The organism is Stenotrophomonas sp. CASM110, assembly GCF_049384345.1.
In the GTDB taxonomy this organism is placed as follows: domain Bacteria; phylum Pseudomonadota; class Gammaproteobacteria; order Xanthomonadales; family Xanthomonadaceae; genus Stenotrophomonas; species Stenotrophomonas muris.
The window spans coordinates 13,792-32,223 of record NZ_JBMRGI010000008.1 but is presented as its reverse complement, the minus strand read 5'-3'; the positions used below and the strand labels follow the sequence as shown (position 1 = coordinate 32,223).

Annotated in this window: 21 protein-coding genes; 6 read left to right on the top strand and 15 right to left on the bottom strand. The window is 67.7% G+C overall.

Annotated features, from left to right (window positions below):
• Positions 1-7: 7 nt before the first annotated feature.
• Complete coding sequence (locus VG561_RS08550; protein WP_049405029.1) at positions 8-991, top strand: aldo/keto reductase; 984 nt, start codon at positions 8-10, stop codon at positions 989-991.
• Positions 992-1,053: 62 nt separating this feature from the next.
• Here VG561_RS08550 and VG561_RS08545 read toward each other — a convergent pair whose 3' ends face one another.
• Positions 1,054-1,950 carry a LysR family transcriptional regulator gene (locus tag VG561_RS08545; protein WP_014646219.1) on the bottom strand — a complete coding sequence of 299 codons (897 nt, stop codon included), beginning with the start codon at positions 1,948-1,950 and terminating at the stop codon, positions 1,054-1,056.
• A gap of 298 nt (positions 1,951-2,248) precedes the next feature.
• On the opposite strand from VG561_RS08545, the gene VG561_RS08540 reads away from it, so the two are divergent.
• Both VG561_RS08540 and VG561_RS08535 read left to right on the top strand, forming a co-directional pair.
• Positions 2,249-2,461 (top strand): DUF4287 domain-containing protein, encoded by a 213-nt coding sequence (locus tag VG561_RS08540; RefSeq protein WP_014646220.1) that lies wholly within the window; start codon positions 2,249-2,251, stop codon positions 2,459-2,461.
• Positions 2,462-2,571: 110 nt separating this feature from the next.
• A complete protein-coding gene (locus VG561_RS08535; protein WP_014036228.1) occupies positions 2,572-3,279 on the top strand; it encodes a YitT family protein in 708 nt (235 codons plus the stop codon).
• A gap of 60 nt (positions 3,280-3,339) precedes the next feature.
• Here the strand turns inward: VG561_RS08535 and VG561_RS08530 are convergent, their stop codons facing one another.
• Positions 3,340-3,885, bottom strand: coding sequence for a DNA-3-methyladenine glycosylase I (locus VG561_RS08530; protein WP_134808574.1), 546 nt, complete (start codon positions 3,883-3,885; stop codon positions 3,340-3,342).
• Positions 3,882-5,669, bottom strand: coding sequence for a DUF4153 domain-containing protein (locus VG561_RS08525; RefSeq protein ID WP_262093206.1), 1,788 nt, complete (start codon positions 5,667-5,669; stop codon positions 3,882-3,884). Before VG561_RS08525 ends, VG561_RS08530 begins: the two co-directional genes overlap by 4 nt.
• Positions 5,670-5,760: 91 nt before the next feature.
• Here VG561_RS08525 and VG561_RS08520 point away from each other — a divergent pair, with 91 nt between their 5' ends.
• The 3 genes from VG561_RS08520 to VG561_RS08510 are packed head-to-tail and all read left to right on the top strand — an operon-like array spanning position 5,761 to position 7,780.
• Positions 5,761-6,327 carry a YqgE/AlgH family protein gene (locus VG561_RS08520; RefSeq protein ID WP_262093207.1) on the top strand — a complete coding sequence of 189 codons (567 nt, stop codon included), beginning with the start codon at positions 5,761-5,763 and terminating at the stop codon, positions 6,325-6,327.
• On the top strand, positions 6,320-6,814 hold the full coding sequence (gene ruvX, locus VG561_RS08515) for a Holliday junction resolvase RuvX (RefSeq protein ID WP_046429259.1): 495 nt from the start codon (positions 6,320-6,322) through the stop codon (positions 6,812-6,814). The genes VG561_RS08520 and ruvX overlap by 8 nt, the downstream gene beginning before the upstream one ends.
• 15 nt (positions 6,815-6,829) lie before the next feature.
• A complete protein-coding gene (locus tag VG561_RS08510) occupies positions 6,830-7,780 on the top strand; it encodes an aspartate carbamoyltransferase catalytic subunit (protein ID WP_014646226.1) in 951 nt (316 codons plus the stop codon).
• Positions 7,781-7,872: 92 nt separating this feature from the next.
• Here the strand turns inward: VG561_RS08510 and VG561_RS08505 are convergent, their stop codons facing one another.
• From VG561_RS08505 to VG561_RS08450, 12 genes are all read right to left on the bottom strand, one after another.
• Complete coding sequence (locus VG561_RS08505) at positions 7,873-8,364, bottom strand: REP-associated tyrosine transposase (protein ID WP_014646227.1); 492 nt, start codon at positions 8,362-8,364, stop codon at positions 7,873-7,875.
• A gap of 171 nt (positions 8,365-8,535) precedes the next feature.
• Positions 8,536-9,336, bottom strand: coding sequence for a prolyl oligopeptidase family serine peptidase (locus tag VG561_RS08500; protein ID WP_080469254.1), 801 nt, complete (start codon positions 9,334-9,336; stop codon positions 8,536-8,538).
• A 71-nt stretch (positions 9,337-9,407) separates the two neighbouring features.
• The gene (locus VG561_RS08495) at positions 9,408-9,674 is read right to left on the bottom strand and encodes a hypothetical protein (protein ID WP_032958486.1); all 267 of its coding nucleotides are present in this window, start codon (positions 9,672-9,674) and stop codon (positions 9,408-9,410) included.
• 106 nt (positions 9,675-9,780) lie between these two features.
• The gene (mgtE, locus tag VG561_RS08490; protein ID WP_008266103.1) at positions 9,781-11,142 is read right to left on the bottom strand and encodes a magnesium transporter; all 1,362 of its coding nucleotides are present in this window, start codon (positions 11,140-11,142) and stop codon (positions 9,781-9,783) included.
• 228 nt (positions 11,143-11,370) lie between these two features.
• Positions 11,371-13,140: a phosphoenolpyruvate--protein phosphotransferase gene (gene ptsP, locus VG561_RS08485; RefSeq protein WP_032958484.1), complete on the bottom strand. Its 1,770-nt coding sequence runs from the start codon at positions 13,138-13,140 to the stop codon at positions 11,371-11,373.
• Between the two features lie 2 nt (positions 13,141-13,142).
• The gene (locus VG561_RS08480) at positions 13,143-13,412 is read right to left on the bottom strand and encodes an HPr family phosphocarrier protein (protein ID WP_005408385.1); all 270 of its coding nucleotides are present in this window, start codon (positions 13,410-13,412) and stop codon (positions 13,143-13,145) included.
• Positions 13,405-13,797, bottom strand: coding sequence for a PTS sugar transporter subunit IIA (locus VG561_RS08475; protein WP_032958481.1), 393 nt, complete (start codon positions 13,795-13,797; stop codon positions 13,405-13,407). The genes VG561_RS08480 and VG561_RS08475 overlap by 8 nt, the downstream gene beginning before the upstream one ends.
• Before the next feature lie 480 nt (positions 13,798-14,277).
• Complete coding sequence (rapZ, locus tag VG561_RS08470; RefSeq protein WP_014646231.1) at positions 14,278-15,162, bottom strand: RNase adapter RapZ; 885 nt, start codon at positions 15,160-15,162, stop codon at positions 14,278-14,280.
• Positions 15,163-15,189: 27 nt separating this feature from the next.
• Complete coding sequence (hprK, locus tag VG561_RS08465) at positions 15,190-16,140, bottom strand: HPr(Ser) kinase/phosphatase (RefSeq protein WP_005408388.1); 951 nt, start codon at positions 16,138-16,140, stop codon at positions 15,190-15,192.
• Positions 16,137-16,589 carry a PTS sugar transporter subunit IIA gene (locus tag VG561_RS08460; protein ID WP_032130191.1) on the bottom strand — a complete coding sequence of 151 codons (453 nt, stop codon included), beginning with the start codon at positions 16,587-16,589 and terminating at the stop codon, positions 16,137-16,139. Before VG561_RS08460 ends, hprK begins: the two co-directional genes overlap by 4 nt.
• 21 nt (positions 16,590-16,610) lie before the next feature.
• Positions 16,611-16,928, bottom strand: a complete 318-nt coding sequence (gene hpf / locus VG561_RS08455) for a ribosome hibernation-promoting factor, HPF/YfiA family (RefSeq protein ID WP_005415556.1) — start codon at positions 16,926-16,928, stop codon at positions 16,611-16,613.
• Between the two features lie 58 nt (positions 16,929-16,986).
• Positions 16,987-18,408, bottom strand: coding sequence for an RNA polymerase factor sigma-54 (locus VG561_RS08450; protein ID WP_014646233.1), 1,422 nt, complete (start codon positions 18,406-18,408; stop codon positions 16,987-16,989).
• Positions 18,409-18,432: the final 24 nt, after the last annotated feature.

Genomic DNA, 18,432 nt, shown 5'->3' with positions numbered 1-18,432 from the left:
CACGACGATGCAGACACGCGAACTGGGCCGCAGTGGCCTGAAGGTTTCCGCCCTCGGCCTGGGCTGCATGGGCCTGACCCATGCCTACGGTCAGCCGGTGGAGCAGGGCCAGGGCATCGCCCTGCTGCAGGCCGCCGTCGAGCGCGGCGTGACCTTCTTCGACACCGCCGAGGTGTATGGTCCGTACACCAACGAAGACCTGCTCGGCCGGGCGCTGGCGCCCTACCGCGACAGGCTGGTGATTGCCACCAAGTTCGGATTCAAGGGCGCGCGCACCGATGACGGCCTGGACAGCCGCCCCGAGAATATCCGTGCCGTCGCCGAAGCCAGCCTCAAGCGCCTGCGCACCGACCATATCGACCTGTTCTACCAGCACCGCGTCGACCCGAACGTGCCGATCGAGGATGTGGCTGGCACCGTGCGCGACCTGATCGCCGAAGGCAAGGTCGGCCACTTCGGGCTGTCCGAGGCGAGCGCTGCCACCGTGCGCCGCGCGCATGCGGTGCAGCCGGTTGCCGCCGTGCAGAGTGAGTACTCGCTATGGTGGCGCGAACCGGAGCGCGAGTTGTTGCCGACGCTGCAGGAGCTGGGCATCGGCTTCGTGCCATTCAGCCCGCTTGGCCGCGGCTTCCTCACCGGCACGATCAATGCCGACACCACCTTCGATGCCAACGATTTCCGCAACAGCGTTCCGCGTTTCGAAGTGGAGGCGCGCCGCGCCAACCAGGCGCTGGTGGATCGCATCAGTACGATTGCCGCAGCACGGGGCGCGACGCCGGCGCAGGTGGCGCTGGCCTGGCTGCTGGCACAGGCGCCGTGGATCGTGCCGATCCCAGGCACCACCAAGATCCATCGCCTGGAAGAAAACCTGGGCGCGGCCGACCTGCAGCTGGCACCGGAGGAGCTGCAACGCATCGCACAGGCGCTGGACGAAGTGTCGATCGTCGGCGAGCGCTACAACGCGCAGCGTGCCGCCCAGGCCAAGGGCTGATCACCAGCTGGGTGCGGACCGTTGGTGGTGGGTGCGGACCGTTGGTCCGCACGCCTTGCCCCTCACCCCAGCGGCCCGCGCAGCGCATCAAGCACCGTGCGCATCGCCACGGTGACGTGGCGGCGCGACGGGTAGTACGCGTAGTAGCCATCGAAGTGCGGGCACCAGTCGTCCAGCACCGACTGCAGGCGGCCATCGTCCAGCATCGGCTGCACCTGGTCTTCCGGCAGCCAGGCCAGTCCGCTGCCGGCCAGCGCAGCGGCGCGGGTCATGCCCATGGTGTTGAACGTCCATTGCCCGCCAACGCGCACACTCAGTTCGTTGCCATCCTGGCCGAAATCCCACGGCATCAGTCCCCCATGCGTAGGCAGGCGCAGGGTCACGCAGTTGTGCTTGGCCAGGTCGTCCGGATGCTGCGGCACCACGTGCTGGCGGAAGTAGCTGGGTGCACCGACCACGCGCATGCGCAGCGGCGGGCTGATCGGCACCGCGACCATGTCGCGCGCCAGGCGCTCGCCGAGGCGGATGCCGATGTCGTAGCGCTCGGCGACGATGTCGGCCAGGCCGTAGTCGGTGGTCAGTTCCACCTTCAGGTCCGGATAACGCTGCAACAACGGCGCCAGCCGCGGCCAGGCGATGTACTCGGCGGCATGGCCGGTGGCGTTGATGCGGATGGTGCCGGCCGGGCGTTCGCGGTACTCGGCCAGTGCGGCCAGCCCGTCCTCGATCTCGGCCAGGCGTGGGCCCAGGGTGTCGAGCAGGCGGGCACCGGCTTCGGTGGTCGATACGCTGCGGGTGGTACGGGTCAGCAGGCGCACGCCCAGGCGCTGTTCCAGGCCGCGCATGGCATGGCTGAGCGCGGACTGGGACACGCCCAGCTGGGCGGCGGCCCGGGTGAAGCTGCCCTCGCGGGCAACGTGGACGAAGGCCTGCAGGTCGTTGAGGTTTTCGCGGGGCATGCTGGAATGATACGGCCGGGCTGCGCCCGGCACCTGCCGAAGCAACGTCAACGGCCACGTCAACTTCAAAAACTGGCTATCCGTGAGATGGCGGGGTGGGCCCGATTGAGGGGGACGCCGTAAACCCATCCACGGGGGCTTGGTCGCGGCATCCATGCCGCTCACACCCCCTCAACCGGACCCACCCCGCCTTCGACAGTTGGCTGCGGCCTGTCGGGCGAGGCGGGGTCGGACGTTTGGGTGTGTCGATTTCTGCGTCTGTGGTTCGTCGAATGAATGACTTCAACGGGAGCTGCACATGAGCACTGACACCAAGCCGAAAGGCCCGGCCTCGTATTTCCCCTCCATCGAGAAGACCTACGGGCAGCCGGTGGCGCACTGGTTCGGGTTGCTGGCCGGGAAGAAGGGCCTGAAACACATGGAACTGGTCAGCTTCCTGAAGAGTGAACATGGCTTGGGCCATGGCCATGCCAACGCACTGGTGGCTCACCATCTGGCCGGCAAGGGCTGAGCAGCGCCGAGCCCGGGGCAGTGCGAGGCGCATTCAGCTGAACGATTTCATCTGCAACTGTCATGCAGATCGTGTCTAATACCGCTCCCCACCTGCTGTTCCCCCACCGCATGTCCCTTCCTTCCCATGGCCCCGCGCCGTGCGACGACGCTGACGGCCACCTGGTCACCGCCGGTCCGCTGACCCCGCCGCCCGACAGTGCTGGCACCACCGCCGACGAAAAAGCGCTGCGTCACTCGATCGCCGAGGACGTGCAGGGCATGGTGCTGGCCACGATGGTGGCCTCGCTGGGCCTGGCCATCTTCGCCAAGGGCGGGCTGATGATCGGCGGCATGGCGGGCATGGCCTTCCTGCTGCACTACGCGATGGGCTGGAACTTCGGCCTGGTGTTCGTGCTGGTCAACCTGCCGTTCTATTGGGTGGCGCTGCGGCGCATGGGCTGGGAATTCACCCTGAAGACCTTCGCTGCGGTCACCGCCTGTGGCGTGCTGACCGACCTGCTGCCGCGCTGGATCGACTTCTCGCACATCAACCCGCTGTATTCGGCGATCGTCGGTGGTGCCTTGTCCGGCCTCGGCATCCTGTTCTTCATCCGACACCGCGCCAGCCTTGGCGGCATCGGCATCCTGGCGGTGTACCTGCAGCGCACCCGAGGCTGGAGCGCCGGCAAGGTGCAGATGTCCTACGACGCCTGCCTGATGGTGGCCGCGTTCTTCGTGCTGTCGCCATCGAAGGTGCTGTACTCGGCCATCGGCGCGGTGGTGCTCAGCCTGGTGCTGATGTTCAACCACCGCCCCGGCCGTTACATGGGCGTGTGACCGTTCAACGGGGTTGCCGGCCAGCGGCCGGCACTACCGGCATCCACGCGCGGAGATCCCTCAGCGGACGGCGGCCTGCAACCACGGCGGCGACAGCTTCAGCAGCCGCGCATGCACCGGGCAATCCTCGGCGTGCGCGCCGGGCAGGTAGCCCAGGCTCATCAGGAACTCGCCGGTGATCTCGCCACCGGTGAAGCGGAAGGTCTTCTTGAACAGCTTCACCCAGTCGGCCTTGCTGCGCGGATGATGCGCATCCAGCCACGCCGCGAAGCTGCCATGACTGGCCCGCAGCCGCTGGATCACCTGCGCGTTGTGGATGGCGGCCAGTACCTTCAGCCGGTTGCGGATGATGCCCGCGTCCGATAGCAGGCGCTCGATGTCCTGCTCGGCATAGGCCGCCACGCGGTCGACATCGAAGCCGTCATAGGCCGCGCGGAAGCCCTCGCGCTTTTTCAGGATCGTCTCCCAGCTCAGCCCGGCCTGGTTGATTTCCAGCACCAGCCGCTCGAACAGTTCGCCCTCGTCACGCTGCGGGAAGCCGTACTCGTTGGCGTGGTAGTAGTCGTGCACCGGATGGCCCGGGGCGATGAGGCAGTAGCCGCTCATGGGGAAGACTCGCTGGATTCGGGTTCGGGATCGATGGCCACTGCGGGGCGCCCACCAATGGACAGCATCGGCCAGCGCGGCGGTTCAAGAGTGAGTTTGCCATCACGCAGCGCCTGGTTGATCGCCTCGGCCTGGCCGCTGGCGGTGCCGAACAGCGAACCGGCCCGGCGCCAGTGGGTATCCCTGCCACGTGCGTACAGCACGCAGTCCGGCCCACGGATGGTGTACAGCTCGCACAGCAGCACGTCGGTGTTCCCGTCGCCATCCAGATCGCGATGCACGATCAGGCAGTCGCGCTCGCTCTGGGCGCAGGATTCGCCATCGATCGCGCGCGTGGCCAGTGCCTGCCACCAGTCGTCCGGTGGCGAGCTGGATCCCTTGGCCAGCTTCAACGCGCGCTGCAGGGCGACGACGTCCTGCGGCCCCTTGTCGAGGCGCTGGCCGTCATCCCAGCGCGAGGTACGTGCCAGCGCGGCAGCGATCACCTGTGGCGCGTTGGCATCGGCGGTGATGGCTGGATCACGCTGCAGTTCGCGCAGCGCCCGCACGCCGCGGTGGCCAAGATCGAAGCGCAGCACGTTGACGTCACTGCTGGTGATCGCGGGCGGGTCGGCACGCAGGCGCGCCAGCTGGCTGGACAGGGTCAGCCGCACCGGGTCCAGCAGCGGCGAGTTGCCCAGCAATGCCAGTGCCAGCACCGCCCAGCACATCCAGCGGTTGACCGGCTCCAGCATCTGCAACCAGCGGCGCTGCCGGCGCAGCACCGCCAGCGCGTAGCCCACGGCATAGCCGGCCACGGCCACTGCGACGAGTACCGCCCAGAACCGGTCCACGGTCCAGCCGTACTGCACCACGCGCAGCCCCAGTGCGTACAGCGCCAGTGCGGCGTAGACCGGCAGCGCCAGCAGGCTGGCTTCAACCAGACGGCGCAGCACGACGGGGTAGGGCGCGGTGTCGTCCCCCTGCTGGTAGACCGCATTGGTGAACGTCACCAGCAACAGCGACAGCACCAGCAGCAGGCTGGCGGCCGAGCGGGTCTTCCACAGCGGTTCCAGCCCGGTAAGCGGCAGGCTCAGCACGAACAATACGGCGATGAACGAGAGCAGCGGCAGCAGTCCGCGGCAGATCGCGAACAGCACCTGGCGGGTGATCTGGATCGCGCGGTGCTGGGTGCGCCCGATCAGCACGCCGAACCCGGCCAGGCTGCCGGTAGCCAGCGCAATGAAGGCATCCTGGCGGAACAGGTCGCGGAAGACGGTGACCTCCAGCAGCTGGAACAGCGCCGCCCACAGCCACAGCAGCAGCCAGGTCAGCCCGGTGAACAGTGCCGCCAGGGCGAGGGTCAAACCGTTCTGCCAGGCGCGCTCGAACAGCCCGGGGTAGCTGGCGCGCCAGTGCCCGTGCTGCAGCTGGAACTGCCACCAGGGCAGCACCACGAACACCGCCACGGCCATGCCCAGGGTCAGTGGAAACTGCAGCGCGCTCGACTCCAGCGCGGTCTCGCCAGTGAGGTTCCAGCCGATCCAGGCGGCCAGCGCCAGCACCACCGCCGAGCCGAGCACGGCCTGCAGCCACAGGCGGCGCTGGCCCAGCTCGACCAGGCTCAGCGCCACCGCGCTGGGAATGGCCAGCACCCAGGCGTACCAGCAGTAGCGCCAGCCGATATCGCGGAACGGCCACGCATCGGACAGTTCCTGCGCGGCATACAGCATCAGACCCTGCAGCAGGGCAATCAGGACGATGGCGCTGCGTGCCGGCAGGGTCAGGGGCGATGAAGACTGCATCGATGACCTTCCATGGCAAAGCACCATCCTAGCCCATCGCGGTTCGCCGCCATTGCGCGACCATCCCGCCCCCAGCAGGTAGAATGGGACCATGCCTGTAACGCCGACCTCCCTCGCCGATCACCTCCTCGTCGCGCTGCCGTCGCTGCTCGACGCGACCTTTGCCCGCAGCGTCGCGCTGATCTGCCAGCACGACGAGAACGGGGCGATGGGCGTGCTGGTCAACCAGCCTTCCGAGTACACGCTGGGTGAAGTGCTTGCACAGATGGACATCGCCACCGGTGACGGCGACCTGCAGGCGCGCATGGTGCTCAACGGCGGCCCGGTGCATCCCGAGCGCGGCTTCGTCATCCATGACGACGCGCGGGCGTGGGATTCCAGCCTGATCGTGGGTGACGGCCTGTACCTGACCACTTCGCGCGACATCCTTGAAGCGATGGCGCGTGGCGAAGGCCCGGCCAATGCCGTGGTCACCCTCGGCTGTGCCGGTTGGGGCGCAGGGCAGCTGGAAAGCGAGCTGTCCGAGAACAGCTGGCTGACCGTGCCGGCCGATGCCGAGCTGGTGTTCCAGCTGCCACTGGAGCAGCGCTGGCAGGGTGCGGCCTCGCGCATCGGCGTGGACCTGTTCCGGCTGACCGACTACAGCGGCCATGTCTGAGCCGGCCACGCCCGTACCGGCTCCTGCTGTCCCGGCGATCCGCCGTGACGGCACCGTTCTGGGTTTCGACGTCGGCTCGCGGCGGATCGGCGTGGCCATCGGCAGTGCCTTCGCTGCGCATGCGCGCGCGGTGGCGGTGGTCGATGTGCACGGCAATGGCCCGGACTGGACCGCGATCGAACGCCTGCTCAAGGAATGGAAGCCCGACGGCCTGGTGGTCGGCGACCCGCTGACCCTGGACGGCCAGGACCAACCCAACCGCAAGCGCGCGCAGGGCTTCGCCCGCCAGCTGCGGGAACGTTTCAAGCTGCCGGTGGTGATGATCGACGAGCGTTCCAGCTCGGTCGAGGCCGCCCGCCGCTTCGCCGTCGAGCGCGCCGAAGGGCGCAAGCGCCGCCGTGATGCGGCCGCGCTCGATGCCGTGGCCGCGGCGGTGATCATCGACCGCTGGCTGTCGTCCCCCGACGACGCCACCCCCATTCCCTGACTGCCCGACACCGCCATGACCGCCCAGCAAATCGATGCCTCCGGACGCCTGCGCCACCTGCTGACCCTGGAGGGCCTGCCGCGCGGGACCCTGCTGCAGCTGCTTGACCGGGCAGGTCAGATCCGCGATGCCGCAGTCGGCCGCGTCGGCAACAAGCGCCACGTGCTGGCCGGTTCGGCGGTGTGCACGCTGTTCTTCGAGCCGTCCACGCGCACCCGCAGCTCATTCCAGCTGGCCGCGCAGCGCCTGGGCGCCGATGTGCTCAACTTCGATGCCTCGACCTCGTCCACCCGCAAGGGCGAAACCGCCTGCGATACGCTGCGCAACCTGGAAGCGATGGGCGTGCGCGGCTTCGTGGTGCGCCACCCGGAGGATGGCGCGGTAGCCGCACTGGCAGAAGCGGCGGGCGAGGGCACCGCACTGATCAACGCCGGTGACGGCCGCAGCGCGCACCCGACCCAGGGCCTGCTGGACATGCTGACCCTGCGCCAGGCCAAGGGCCCGGATTTCTCGAAGATGAAAGTGGTGATCGTCGGCGACGTGAAGCACTCGCGCGTGGCCCGCACCGACCTGCATGCGCTGCGCACGCTGGGCGTGGGTGAGATCCGCGTGTGCGGCCCGCAGTCGCTGCTGCCGGACGATGAGACCCTGAAGGGCTGCGTGGTCGGCGATGATTTCGACGCGATGCTGGAAGGCGTCGACGCGCTGATGATGCTGCGCCTGCAGCGCGAGCGAATGGAAGAAGGCCTGGTGCCGTCGCTGGAGCAGTACCACGCCCAGTACGGCCTGACCCGCGAGCGCCTGGCGCGCGCCGGCAAGGATGCCGCGGTGCTGCACCCGGGCCCGATCAACCGCGGCGTGGAAGTGACCGACGACGTGGCCGACGGCCCGCAGTCGTGGGTGCTGCGCCAGGTCGCCAACGGCGTCGCCGTGCGCATGGCCGTGCTGGAAACCCTGCTGGGCTGACCACCCGCTCTGGTAGGTGTCAACCTTGGTTGACACACTTGCCGCGCGGCTTGTCCGCGCACCGCTCTGGTAGATGCCAACCTTGGTTGGCACTATCCATCCGCGCCCAAGTTGTCGAGCGGATCACACGAAGCCCCAAGCTCCCATTCGCACCATGCATGGGGATATTGCCCAAGCCGCGTCGCCAGTCCGGCCCTGATCGGATTTCCCATCAGGTACATCGCACGCCGGTGCAACGATTCGTCAGAGCGGATCGCATGATCGTGATAGCAGGCCTGCCAGAAGCGCCCGACTCGCCCCAGCAACCGGTTTGCCTGCTGGGCTGTGCGCGACTTGAAACGCTTCATGACGGTTTCCAGCGTTCCCGCACGTAGTTCGACCAGCCAGTGGATGTGGTCGGGCATGACCACGTACGCAATCGAGCGGGTGAAGCCTTCCTGATCCAGTCGCTGGAATTCGCGGACTGCCAAGGCGGCCGCTGCGGCGTTGGTGAAGAGCGGCGCGCGGTCATGGACGACGGCGGTGAGGATATAGCTGAGGCCGATGCTGGAGCGACGACCGAGCAGGAGACGTGTGTTCTGCATGGAGCAAGCATGGACGGGCCTGCTTCCAGTGAACATCGGGGAATGGGTTGGTTTCAGGTAGGCCAGTGCCAACCAAGGTTGGCAACTACCAGAGCAGTCAGTGCCAACCAAGGTTGGCAACTACCAGGGCAGTCAATGCCAACCAAGGTTGGCAACTACTGAAGCTGCGGCTCAGCGCTTCTGCGCGAACAGCCATGCCCACATCGCCGGGTCGGCATAGGTGGCGTCCCAGGCGTTGTGGTTGCCTTCCGGGTACTCGGTGTAGCGCACGTCGCGTGCAGCGGCGCTCCGGAATGCGGCGTGCAGTCTGCGATCGTCGTCCGGTGGCACTACATCATCCAGCGCACCGTGGAAGATCCAGATCGGCGTGCCTCTCAGGCGCTGGGCGATGGCCGCATACGGATCGGTTTCCTGGGCGACCTGCTCGACGAACAGGGTCGGGCGCACCGCGCGTGGCGCCAGCACCGCGCCGCACACGGGCACGATCGCGGCGAAGCGCCCGGGGTCATCCAGCGCGATGTTCCAGCTCCCATAGCCGCCCATCGACATCCCGGTCAGGTACTGCCGTGAGCGATCGGCACCGAACTCGGCGATGGTGGCGTCCAGGGCGGCCAGCGCAACGCGGTTGTTGCGCCCGCTCCATTCCTGGTGGCCCGGCACCTGGGGGAATACGGCCAATGCGGGGAAGTCGGCCGCGTGCCTGCGCAGGTGCGGCCCCAGCCCCGCATGGGTCTGCTTGACACCGTCGCCGCCACGCTCGCCGGAGCCGTGCAGGAACAGGATGACCGGGAGTCTGGTGGGAGCGGTGGCCTGAACGCCGGCCGGAATGAACACCTGGTAGTAGGCGGTCTCGCCGTCCACCTTCACTGCGCGGCCCTCGAAGCGGCCGCGCGCGCTGTCCGGCAGCGAAGTGCAACCGCTCATCATCAGAAAGGCCAGCAGCGGCAGCCAGCGCGACATCGATCGGACCATGGGATTTCCCGGGGCGGCAGGGTCAGCTGCATCCTAGCCCGCCGCAGGTCAACGCGGCATCGTGCGGCGCGTCACTCCGGTCGCGGGAAACTGGCAATGATGTCCAGCTGCTCCTGCGCTTCGGCATTGCCCTCGGCGGCGGCCGCCTGCACCTGCGCGATGTCCGGATGCAGCACCACCAGCAGCGGGTTCTCGCAGACCGGGCAGGCGTACTCGGTGGCGTCCTCGTCCAGCTCCATCTCCATGGCACGCGAGCTGCCCTTCCATTCGCAGGCCGGGCAGGTGTGCTGCTGGTCGCGCCAGCCGGGCTGGAAATAGTTTTCGATCGTGGTGGCCATGGGTGTCCAGTTGGAAACGGGTCAGAGCCCCGCGCAGCGGGAGATCCGACCCTGGGTTTTGGCGTGGGTCGGAACTCCGCGCGGCGGGGATCGGACCCTGCAGGGTTCAGTGCAGCAGCACCAGCGTGGCCAGGCCGAGGAAGGTGAAGAAGCCCATCGAGTCGGTCACGGCGGTCAGGAAGATGCCGCTGGCCAGCGCCGGGTCGAAGCCGAAGCGTTTCAGGGTCAGTGGCACCAGCACGCCGGCCAGTGCGGCGAACAGCAGGTTGCAGGTCAGCGCGATGGCGATCACTGCCGACAGCCCGGGCGAGTGGAACCAGGCCAGCACGATCAGCCCCAGCACGGAACCCAGCATCACGCCGTTCAACAAGGCGACCCGCACCTCCTTCCACAGCAGCGTGCGTGCGTTGGACGCGCCCACCTGGCCCAGTGCCAGGCCGCGCACCATCAGCGCCAGCACCTGGGTACCGGCATTGCCGCCCAGGCCCGCCACGATCGGCATCAGCACGGCCAGCGCCACCAGCTTGTCGATGGTGCCTTCGAAGTGGCCGACCACGCTGGAGGCCAGGAAGGCGGTGCACAGGTTCACCGACAGCCACATCAAGCGTCGGCGCATGGCGCGCCAGACCGGGCTGAACAGGTCTTCGTCCTCGTCCAGGCCGGCGGCGCCCAGTGCCTGGTGCTCGGCCTGGCCACGGATGATGTCGACCACGTCATCGATGGTGATGCGGCCGATCAGGATGTTGTTGTCGTCCACCACCGGCGCGGAGATCCAGTCATGGTCGGAGAACTGGCGGGCGACCTCCTGGTCGCTCTCGCCGACGTCAATGGCCGGCTGCTCGTCGTCGATCAGGCGGTTGATCGGGGTGGTGTCCTCGTGGGTCACCAGTGCCGCCAGCGACACCCGGCCGAGGTACTGATGGCGCCGGCTGACCACGAACAGGTGATCGGTATGGTCCGGCAGTTCGCCGCGCAGGCGCAGGTAGCGCAGCACCACGTCGACATTGACGTCGGCGCGCACGGTCACCACGTCCGGGTTCATCAGGCGGCCGGCGCTGTCCTCGGGATAGGACAGCACCTGCTCCAGGCGCTCGCGGTTCTCGCGGTCCATCGACTTGAGGACCTCGTCGATGACCGTATCGGGCAGGTCTTCGACCAGGTCGGCCAGGTCGTCGATGTCCAGGTCTTCGACCGCGGCGATGATCTCGTCCGGGTCCATGTCCGCGAGCAGGCTCTCGCGCACGTCTTCGCCGACGTGGACCAGCACCTCGCCGTCATCTTCCGGATCAACCAGGCCCCACACCACCTCGCGCTTGCCCGGCGGCAGCGATTCAAGCAGGTTGCCGATCTCGGCCGGGGCCAGGGTGTTGACCAGCCGACGTACCGGGCCCAGCCGGCCGCTGTCCAGTGCATCGGACAACATCCGCAGTTGGCGCGCAGTCTTGTCGTGGCGTACAGCTTCAGCCATCGCAGCTCCCGCGGGATAAGAAAAGCCGCGATCCCGGCAAGGATGCGGCAACAGGGGTGTTCAGCGCGTCATTATCGCAAGGGGATGTTTCAGCGCATAGCCGCCGGGTGGCGGTAGTGCCGGCCGCTGGCCGGCAACCTCTTGGCCTTCAACGAGACGGGGCCAGATCCCTTTTCCCGCGGAAAAGGGATCTGACCCCAGGCGTGCATGCCCGGCGAGCGGGTGGTGTCAGGGCGTATCGGCCACCAGCGCCAGCCAGCGTTCGATGGCGCGGCGGTCGCGCGCGGCCAGCAGCTTCGGGGCACGGGCGCGCAGCGCACCCAGATCGGCTTCGCGGATGGCACGGCGCACCTCCAGCAACGTACCGGGATGCAGGCTGAACTCGCTCAGGCCCAGCGCCAGCAGCAACGGGGTCATCCGCGCATCACCGGCCATCTCGCCGCAGACCGCCACCGGAATGCGGTGGCGTGCGCCGGTCTCGATCACCATCTGCAACAGCCGCAGCACCGCCGGGTGCAACGGTGAATACAACTCACCCAGCGCCTCGTTGTTGCGGTCGGCGGCCAGCAGGTACTGCACCAGGTCGTTGGTGCCGATCGACAGGAAATCGACCAGATCGATGAAACTCTCCAGCGCCAATGCCGCCGCCGGGACTTCGATCATCGCGCCCAGCGGCACGTGCTCGGACACCATATGGCCTTCGCTGCGCAGCTGTTCGCTCAGCTTGAGCATGCGCCGGCGCACCGCCAGCAGTTCCTCGCGGGTGCTGACCATCGGCACCAGCACGCGCAGCTTGCCGTAGGCCGAGGCGCGCAGGATCGCGCGCAGCTGGGTGTCGGCCACCTTGGGCCGTGCCAGCGACAGGCGCACGCCGCGCAGGCCCAGTGCCGGGTTCTCTTCGTTGCTCAGGGTCAGACCGGTACGATCGGCCTTGTCCGCACCCAGGTCGAGCGTGCGGATGGTCACCGGCCGGCCGCTCATGCCCAGTGCGGCATCACGGTAGGTCTGGAACTGTTCTTCTTCGTCCGGCAGCTCGTTGCGCTGCAGGAACAGGAATTCGGTGCGGTACAGGCCCAGCCCCTGCGCGCCCAGCGCATGCGCCTGGGTGACGTCCTCCAGCGATTCGGCATTGGCCAGGAGGGCAATGTCGACCTGGTCGCGGGTACGGCTGGGCTTGCTGCGCAGGCGGCCAAGCTCGCGCTGCTCGCGCGCGTGTTCCTTCAGGCGTGCGCGGTAGTCACGCAGGTTGTCGGCCAGCGGGTTGACGGTGATGCTGCCGTCGGCACCGTCGATGATCAGCACGTCGCCGTCGGCGACGCGGCTGAGCAGTTGCGGCACATTGACGATCAGGGGCAGGTGCAGGCTGCGCGCCAGGATCGCGCTGTGCGACAGCGCGCTGCCGGCGGCGGTGACGATGCCGACCACGCCCTGCGCCTGCAGCTGCGCCAGTTCGGATGGGGCGATGTTGTCGCAGACCAGGATCTCGCCGGCCAGGCCCTTCATCACCGGCGGGCGTTCGGGTTGCAGGAAGGCGTGGATGCGGCCGATCACATGGTCGAGATCGTCCATGCGGCTCTTCAGGTAGGCATCGTCCATGCCATCGAAGACCTTGGCCAGGCGGTCACGCTGCAGGCGCAGCGCGTAGCCGGCACTGTACGGGCCGCTGCGGATCAGTTCGTCCAGGCCATACAGCAGCTCGGGGTCGTCCAGCAGCAACGCGTGCAGGTCGAGGAACTCGCCCACTTCCTGGTTCAGTGCGCCATGCAGGCGCTGACGCAGTTCGTGCATTTCCGTACGCGCGGCATCCAGCGCACGGTGCAGGCGGGCCAGTTCGGCCTCGACCTGATGGGCGGCCACGCGTTGCTCGGCCACTTCCAGTGCATGCGGCAGCCGCACGCGCGCCCGGCCCATCGCCGTTCCGCGCGCCGCGCCATGGCCGGCCAACAGCTGTACCGGCCGTTGGCCGGAAGGGAGCTGGCCGGCGCGTGCGCGTGGCACGCTCAGCTGTCCTCGTCGAAGCGGCGTTCGAACAGGCCGACCACCGCCTCCATCGCGGCGGCTTCATCTTCGCCGTTGATGCGCACGGTGACCGGAGTGCCCTGGCCGGCGGCCAGCAGCATCACGCCCATGATGCTCTTGGCGTTGATCTCACGGCCCTTGGCGGCCATGGTCACGTTGCAGCGGAACGGCGCCAGGGTCTGCACCAGCTTGGCGGTGGCCCGGGCATGCAGGCCCAGGCGGTTGCTGACGGTGAGTTCTCGTTCAAGCATCGTCGACTATCGCTCCATTACGGGTACCCGCCGCGGCTGTGGCGGGCAGTTGATCCAGTCCCTGTTCCGGATAATTCATCACCCGCAGCAACATCGGCAGGCTCAGTGCCGACACCCGGCGAACCGGGGTCCCCAGCCGGGCCAGCTGCCCTGCAAGGTTGGCGGGGCTGGCGCCGTACAGGTCGGTCAGGATCAGCACGCCCTCACCACTGTCGACCCGCCGCAGGGCGGCCGAGGCGAGCGGGAGCAGGGCGTCCATGTCTGCGTCGAACGGTACTTCGAAAGCTTCGGTTTTCAGCGGCAATTGCCGCAGGAGCCGGGTCGCCACGTCAAGCAGGGCGGTCCCGACCCCGGGATGTGTTACGAGGAGAATGCCACAGGTCATTACTGCACGTTAACAGGTCAAGGTGAATCGGCGATAGCAGCAGATGAGGGGCACTGTGTCCCGTATTCAGCGTTATCGGGGTCAGAGCCCTTTTCCCCTGGAAAAGGGATCCGACCCCATGCGTTTTTCGATGCCTGGCAGCGATTCATCCAGGCATGGTGTGGATCCATCGTGTCGACCAAGGTCGACACCTACCAACAGCGCACGGAATCTGTCAGAGGCGGGGCGGTGTGGGTAGGCAGGACCGTTGGCGCCATCGAGCCCCCATGGGTGAGGGCGCTTTGCTTGCGAAGCACTGCTTCGCAAGCGCCCGAACGCCCAGCCGCCAGCGGCTGGGCCGGACCCCGGAGGGGGGTTCACGGCGTGTCCTGCCTACCCACACCGCCCCGCCATCCCACGGAATGCCGCTTTTGCTGTTGCTGTTGCCGGCCAGCGGCCGGCACTACCGACGGGTGCCGGGCGCAGCCCGGCCGGCCCCCCTCAATCCTGTTCGCGGTGGTACGTCGCCACGTCCTGCCAGCCCATCTCGCGGGCATGCCGGGCCATGCGCTCGGCCAGGAACACCGAGCGGTGCTTGCCGCCGGTGCAGCCGAACGCCACGGTCACGTAGCTGCGGGTGCCATCACCCAGTTTCGGCAGCCAGGTATCGAGGAAATCCATCAGCTGGGCCAGGTAGCGCTGCACGTCCGGTTGCGCTTCCAGGTAGTCGCGCACACCCGGTTCGCGGCCGCTGAGCGCACGCAGGTCCGGGTCCCAGTGTGGATTGGGCAGCACCCGCGCATCGAACACGAAGTCTGCCTCGGCGGGTACACCGCGCTTGTAGGCGAATGATTCGAACAGCAGCGACAGGCCGGTGGCATGGTCCATCGCGAACTCGGTGATGATCCGCCGCCGCAGTTGGTGCACGTTGAGGTTGCTGGTATCGATCACCGCATCGGCCTCGCGGCGCAATGGCGCGGTCAGCTCGCGCTCGCGGGCGATCGCCTCGGGCAATGACAGGCCCAGCTGGCTCAGCGGATGGCGGCGGCGGGTGTCGGCATAGCGCTTGAGCACCGTTTCGTCGCTGGCCTCGAAGAACAGCACCTTCACTTCCACGCCGGCGTCGGTGGCCAGCTGCCGCCAGTCGCCCAGCTGGCTCAGGTCGGCCTGGCCGCGCACGTCGATGCCCACCGCCAGCCGGCGCGGCGCGCTACCATCGTGGTTGGCCAGCAGGCTGCGCACGAAGTCCGGCAGCAGGTGGATCGGCAGGTTGTCCGAGCAGTAGTAGTCCTGATCCTCGAAGGTCTTCAGGGCGACGGATTTACCCGAGCCGGACAGGCCGCTGACGATGATCAGGGTCGGGGCGGAGGGGGTGGCGGTGCTCATGAACAGGCTCTCCGAGGGGCAGGGGAATCAGGGTGTTCGCCGTTCCAGCAGATTGCTGTGGCGGGCGATGAACATCGCTGCCGGATCAATGCCCTTGGTGCGCAGGATGTGCAGGCGGGTGGCGGCTTCGGTCAGCACGGCCAGGTTGCGGCCGGGCATCACCGGCAGGGTGATCAGCGGAACGTCGAGGTCCAGCACATGGCGGGTGCCCGAGTCGCCGGTCAGGCGCTCGTAGCCATGCGGGGTGGGTTCGGTCATCGGCTTGGTCAGGTGGACGATCAGCCGAAGGTACTTGTTCTTCTTTACAGCCGTGTCGCCGAACATCTCGCGCACATTCAGCACGCCCAGGCCGCGCACTTCCAGCAGGTCCTGCAGCAGTTCGGGGCAGGTGCCGTCGAGCACGTCCGGGGCGATCTGGGTGAATTCGGGCGCATCGTCGGCTACCAGGCGATGGCCGCGGCTTAGCAGCTCCAGCGCCAGCTCGCTCTTGCCCGACCCGGCCTCACCGGTGATCAGCACGCCGATGGAATAGATCTCCATGAACACGCCATGCAGGATCACCCGCGGCGCCAGCGTGCGCGCCAGGTGGTAGGACAGGTGGTTGAGCAGTTCGTGGCCGCGCTTGGGCGACAGCCACAGCGGTGTGCCGGATTCATCGGCGGCCGCGCGCAGGTCTTCCGGGCACGCCTGGTTGCGGGTCAGCACCAGCGCCAGCGGATGCGACTGCATGATCTTCTCGATGGTCTCCCAACGCTGGCGGGGTTCCAGCGCGTCCAGCCAGGACAGTTCCTCGGTGCCCAGGATCTGCACCTTGTTGGGATAGATCGCATTGAGGTAGCCGGCCAGCGACGGACGCCGCGAGACCGTGTTGCCGGCCTCCAGCTCGCGTTTCTCACCGGATTTGCCAGCGGCCCAGCGCAGCCCCAGCCGCTCGCGCTGCTGTTCGAACAGTTCACGGGCGGTGATGCTGGTATTCATGCGGCACTCGCAGGTGGGGTCATGTCCAGCGCCTCGCGCAGCGCCCGGGCATCGCCGGCTTCGCGCAGGGCCTGGCGGATGTCCGGTGCGGAAAACAGCTCGGCCAGCTCGGACAGCAGCATCAGGTGCTGGTGGGTGTAGTGGGCGGGGACGGCCATCGCGAACACCAGGTCCACCGGTTCGTCGCCGCCGAAATCGACCGGGGTCGCCAGTCGCAGCAGGGCGCCACGGGGGCGGTCCAGGGTCGGCGCGCGGCCGTGGGGGATGGCGATGCCGTGGCCGATCGCGGTGCTGCCCAGGGCTTCGCGCTGGCACAGGTTCAGATAGATCTGTTCGGCGTTGGCCTGGCGGCAGGCCAGCAACCCGGCGGCGGCCTGCAGGACGCTGTCACGGTCGGTGGCCGTGCAGAGCTGGGTCTGCACGGCCGCCAGGAGGTCAGTCAGGGGCATGTCTGCGGGGAACGGTGGCGATCAGCCACCATTGTCGCCCACCGGCAGCGGTGCGTGCTGCTGTTTTTTCTCCTTGTGCTTGATGACCAGGCGGTCAAGCTTGTCCGCAAGCAGGTCGATCGCGGCATACATGGTCTGGCCGCCCGCCTCGGCGTGCAGGGTCTGCCCCGGAATGTTGAGGCTGGCGTCGACGTGGTGTTCGGTCTTCTGCAGCTTGAGGGTCACCCGCGCTTCGCAGTGCTGGTCGAAGTGTTTTCCGATCCGGGCCAGCTTCTCCTCTACATAGGACTGCAGGGCCGGGGTGACTTCGACGTCTTTGCCAAACGTTTCGATGCGCATCGGGTTTCTCCTGTGTTCGGATGTGCCAATGAACCTCTCCGCCGGGCGCGGCGGCGCGTCAAGCGATTCTGACCCTTTCGTGCGAGGCGGAAATGTTCATGGCTTCACGATACTTCGCCACGGTGCGTCGCGCTACTGGAATTCCCGACGATTTGAGCAGGTCAGCCAGCTTGGCGTCAGAAAGCGGCTTGCGCGGGTTCTCGTCGTCGATCAGGCGGCGGATCATCGCCTGGATGGCCGTGCTGGACGCCTCGCCACCGCCTTCGGTATCGATGCCCGAGGCGAAGAAGGCGCGCAGCGGCAGGGTGCCGCGCGGCGTGCGCACGTGCTTGCGGGCGATCGCGCGCGACACCGTGGATTCGTGCAGGCCCAGCTCGGCGGCGATCTCGCGCAGGGTCAGCGGGCGCAGCGCCTGCTCGCCGAATTCGAGGAAGCCGGCCTGTTGCAGGATCAGGCTGCGCACCACCCGCAGCAGGGTTTCACCGCGCTGCTGCAGGCCCTTCAGCAGCCAGCGCGCCTCCTGCAGCTGGCCGCGCAGGTAGCCGGCGTCGGCCTCGCCACAGCGGCGGATCAGCTGTTCGTAGCCACGGTGGATCACCACCTTCGGCCCGGCATGGGCCGCCAGCGCTGCGCGCCAGATGCCGTTCTGCCGCCACACCACCACGTCGGGCACCACATAGGTGTCCTGCGACAGCGGGGCGATCTGCGTGCCCGGACGCGGGTCCAGCGAGCGCAGCAGCGCGACCGCCGTCTCGACCTCGTCCAGCGGCTGTTTCAGTTCATGCGCCAGCCCGGAGACGCCACTGCGCGGCAGCCGTTCCAGCGGGCCTGCGGCAATCTGTCGCGCCAGCGCCAGCCCCGGCGTGTCGGCAGGCAACACGTCCAGCTGCAGCTGCAGGCACTCGCCGAGCGTGCGCGCGGCAACGCCGACCGGGTCGAAACGCTGGATGCGATGCAGCACCGCGAGGATTTCATCCTCACCGGCATGGACCGCCGGCAGCAGGGTTTCGGCGATGGTGGCCAGCGGTTCGCGCAGGTAACCATCGTCGTCCAGCGCATCGATCAGTGCAGCGCCGATGCTGCGGTCATGCGTGGAAAGATGCGACAGGTGCAGCTGCCACAGCAGGTGGTCGGCCAGCGTTTCGGTTTCCGCCACGCGCTCGGCGGCACTGCCGGTGTCATCGTCATCGTCGAAGCTGCCACCACTGCCGGCGGCACTCCAGTCGAGTTCGGCCGGCGCCCAGTCGTCGCCGTTGTCGGTGCGTTCGGCGGGCGCGTCGGCATCGGTGCTGTCGCTGGCCTCATTGGCGGCACTGCTGTCGTTGCTGTCGGCCCAGTCCAGCAGCGGATTGCTCTCCACGGCCTGGGCGATTTCAAGCTCCAGCTCGGTCGTGGACATCTGCAGCAGCTTGATCGCCTGCTGCAGCTGGGGCGTGAGCACCAGCTGTTGTCCCAACGATGTCTGCAGCCGAGTCTTCATGCCTGTGCCGAACGGAAGGAAAGG

Coding starts and splice junctions, on each gene's coding strand:
- VG561_RS08550 (WP_049405029.1), top strand. CDS start 8: ATGCAGACACGCGAACTGGGCCGCAGTGGCCTGAAGGTTTCCGCCCTC.
- VG561_RS08545 (WP_014646219.1), bottom strand. CDS start 1,950: ATGCCCCGCGAAAACCTCAACGACCTGCAGGCCTTCGTCCACGTTGCC.
- VG561_RS08540 (WP_014646220.1), top strand. CDS start 2,249: ATGAGCACTGACACCAAGCCGAAAGGCCCGGCCTCGTATTTCCCCTCC.
- VG561_RS08535 (WP_014036228.1), top strand. CDS start 2,572: ATGTCCCTTCCTTCCCATGGCCCCGCGCCGTGCGACGACGCTGACGGC.
- VG561_RS08530 (WP_134808574.1), bottom strand. CDS start 3,885: ATGAGCGGCTACTGCCTCATCGCCCCGGGCCATCCGGTGCACGACTAC.
- VG561_RS08525 (WP_262093206.1), bottom strand. CDS start 5,669: ATGCAGTCTTCATCGCCCCTGACCCTGCCGGCACGCAGCGCCATCGTC.
- VG561_RS08520 (WP_262093207.1), top strand. CDS start 5,761: ATGCCTGTAACGCCGACCTCCCTCGCCGATCACCTCCTCGTCGCGCTG.
- ruvX (WP_046429259.1), top strand. CDS start 6,320: ATGTCTGAGCCGGCCACGCCCGTACCGGCTCCTGCTGTCCCGGCGATC.
- VG561_RS08510 (WP_014646226.1), top strand. CDS start 6,830: ATGACCGCCCAGCAAATCGATGCCTCCGGACGCCTGCGCCACCTGCTG.
- VG561_RS08505 (WP_014646227.1), bottom strand. CDS start 8,364: ATGCAGAACACACGTCTCCTGCTCGGTCGTCGCTCCAGCATCGGCCTC.
- VG561_RS08500 (WP_080469254.1), bottom strand. CDS start 9,336: ATGGTCCGATCGATGTCGCGCTGGCTGCCGCTGCTGGCCTTTCTGATG.
- VG561_RS08495 (WP_032958486.1), bottom strand. CDS start 9,674: ATGGCCACCACGATCGAAAACTATTTCCAGCCCGGCTGGCGCGACCAG.
- mgtE (WP_008266103.1), bottom strand. CDS start 11,142: ATGGCTGAAGCTGTACGCCACGACAAGACTGCGCGCCAACTGCGGATG.
- VG561_RS08480 (WP_005408385.1), bottom strand. CDS start 13,412: ATGCTTGAACGAGAACTCACCGTCAGCAACCGCCTGGGCCTGCATGCC.
- VG561_RS08475 (WP_032958481.1), bottom strand. CDS start 13,797: ATGACCTGTGGCATTCTCCTCGTAACACATCCCGGGGTCGGGACCGCC.
- rapZ (WP_014646231.1), bottom strand. CDS start 15,162: ATGAGCACCGCCACCCCCTCCGCCCCGACCCTGATCATCGTCAGCGGC.
- hprK (WP_005408388.1), bottom strand. CDS start 16,140: ATGAATACCAGCATCACCGCCCGTGAACTGTTCGAACAGCAGCGCGAG.
- VG561_RS08460 (WP_032130191.1), bottom strand. CDS start 16,589: ATGCCCCTGACTGACCTCCTGGCGGCCGTGCAGACCCAGCTCTGCACG.
- hpf (WP_005415556.1), bottom strand. CDS start 16,928: ATGCGCATCGAAACGTTTGGCAAAGACGTCGAAGTCACCCCGGCCCTG.
- VG561_RS08450 (WP_014646233.1), bottom strand. CDS start 18,408: ATGAAGACTCGGCTGCAGACATCGTTGGGACAACAGCTGGTGCTCACG.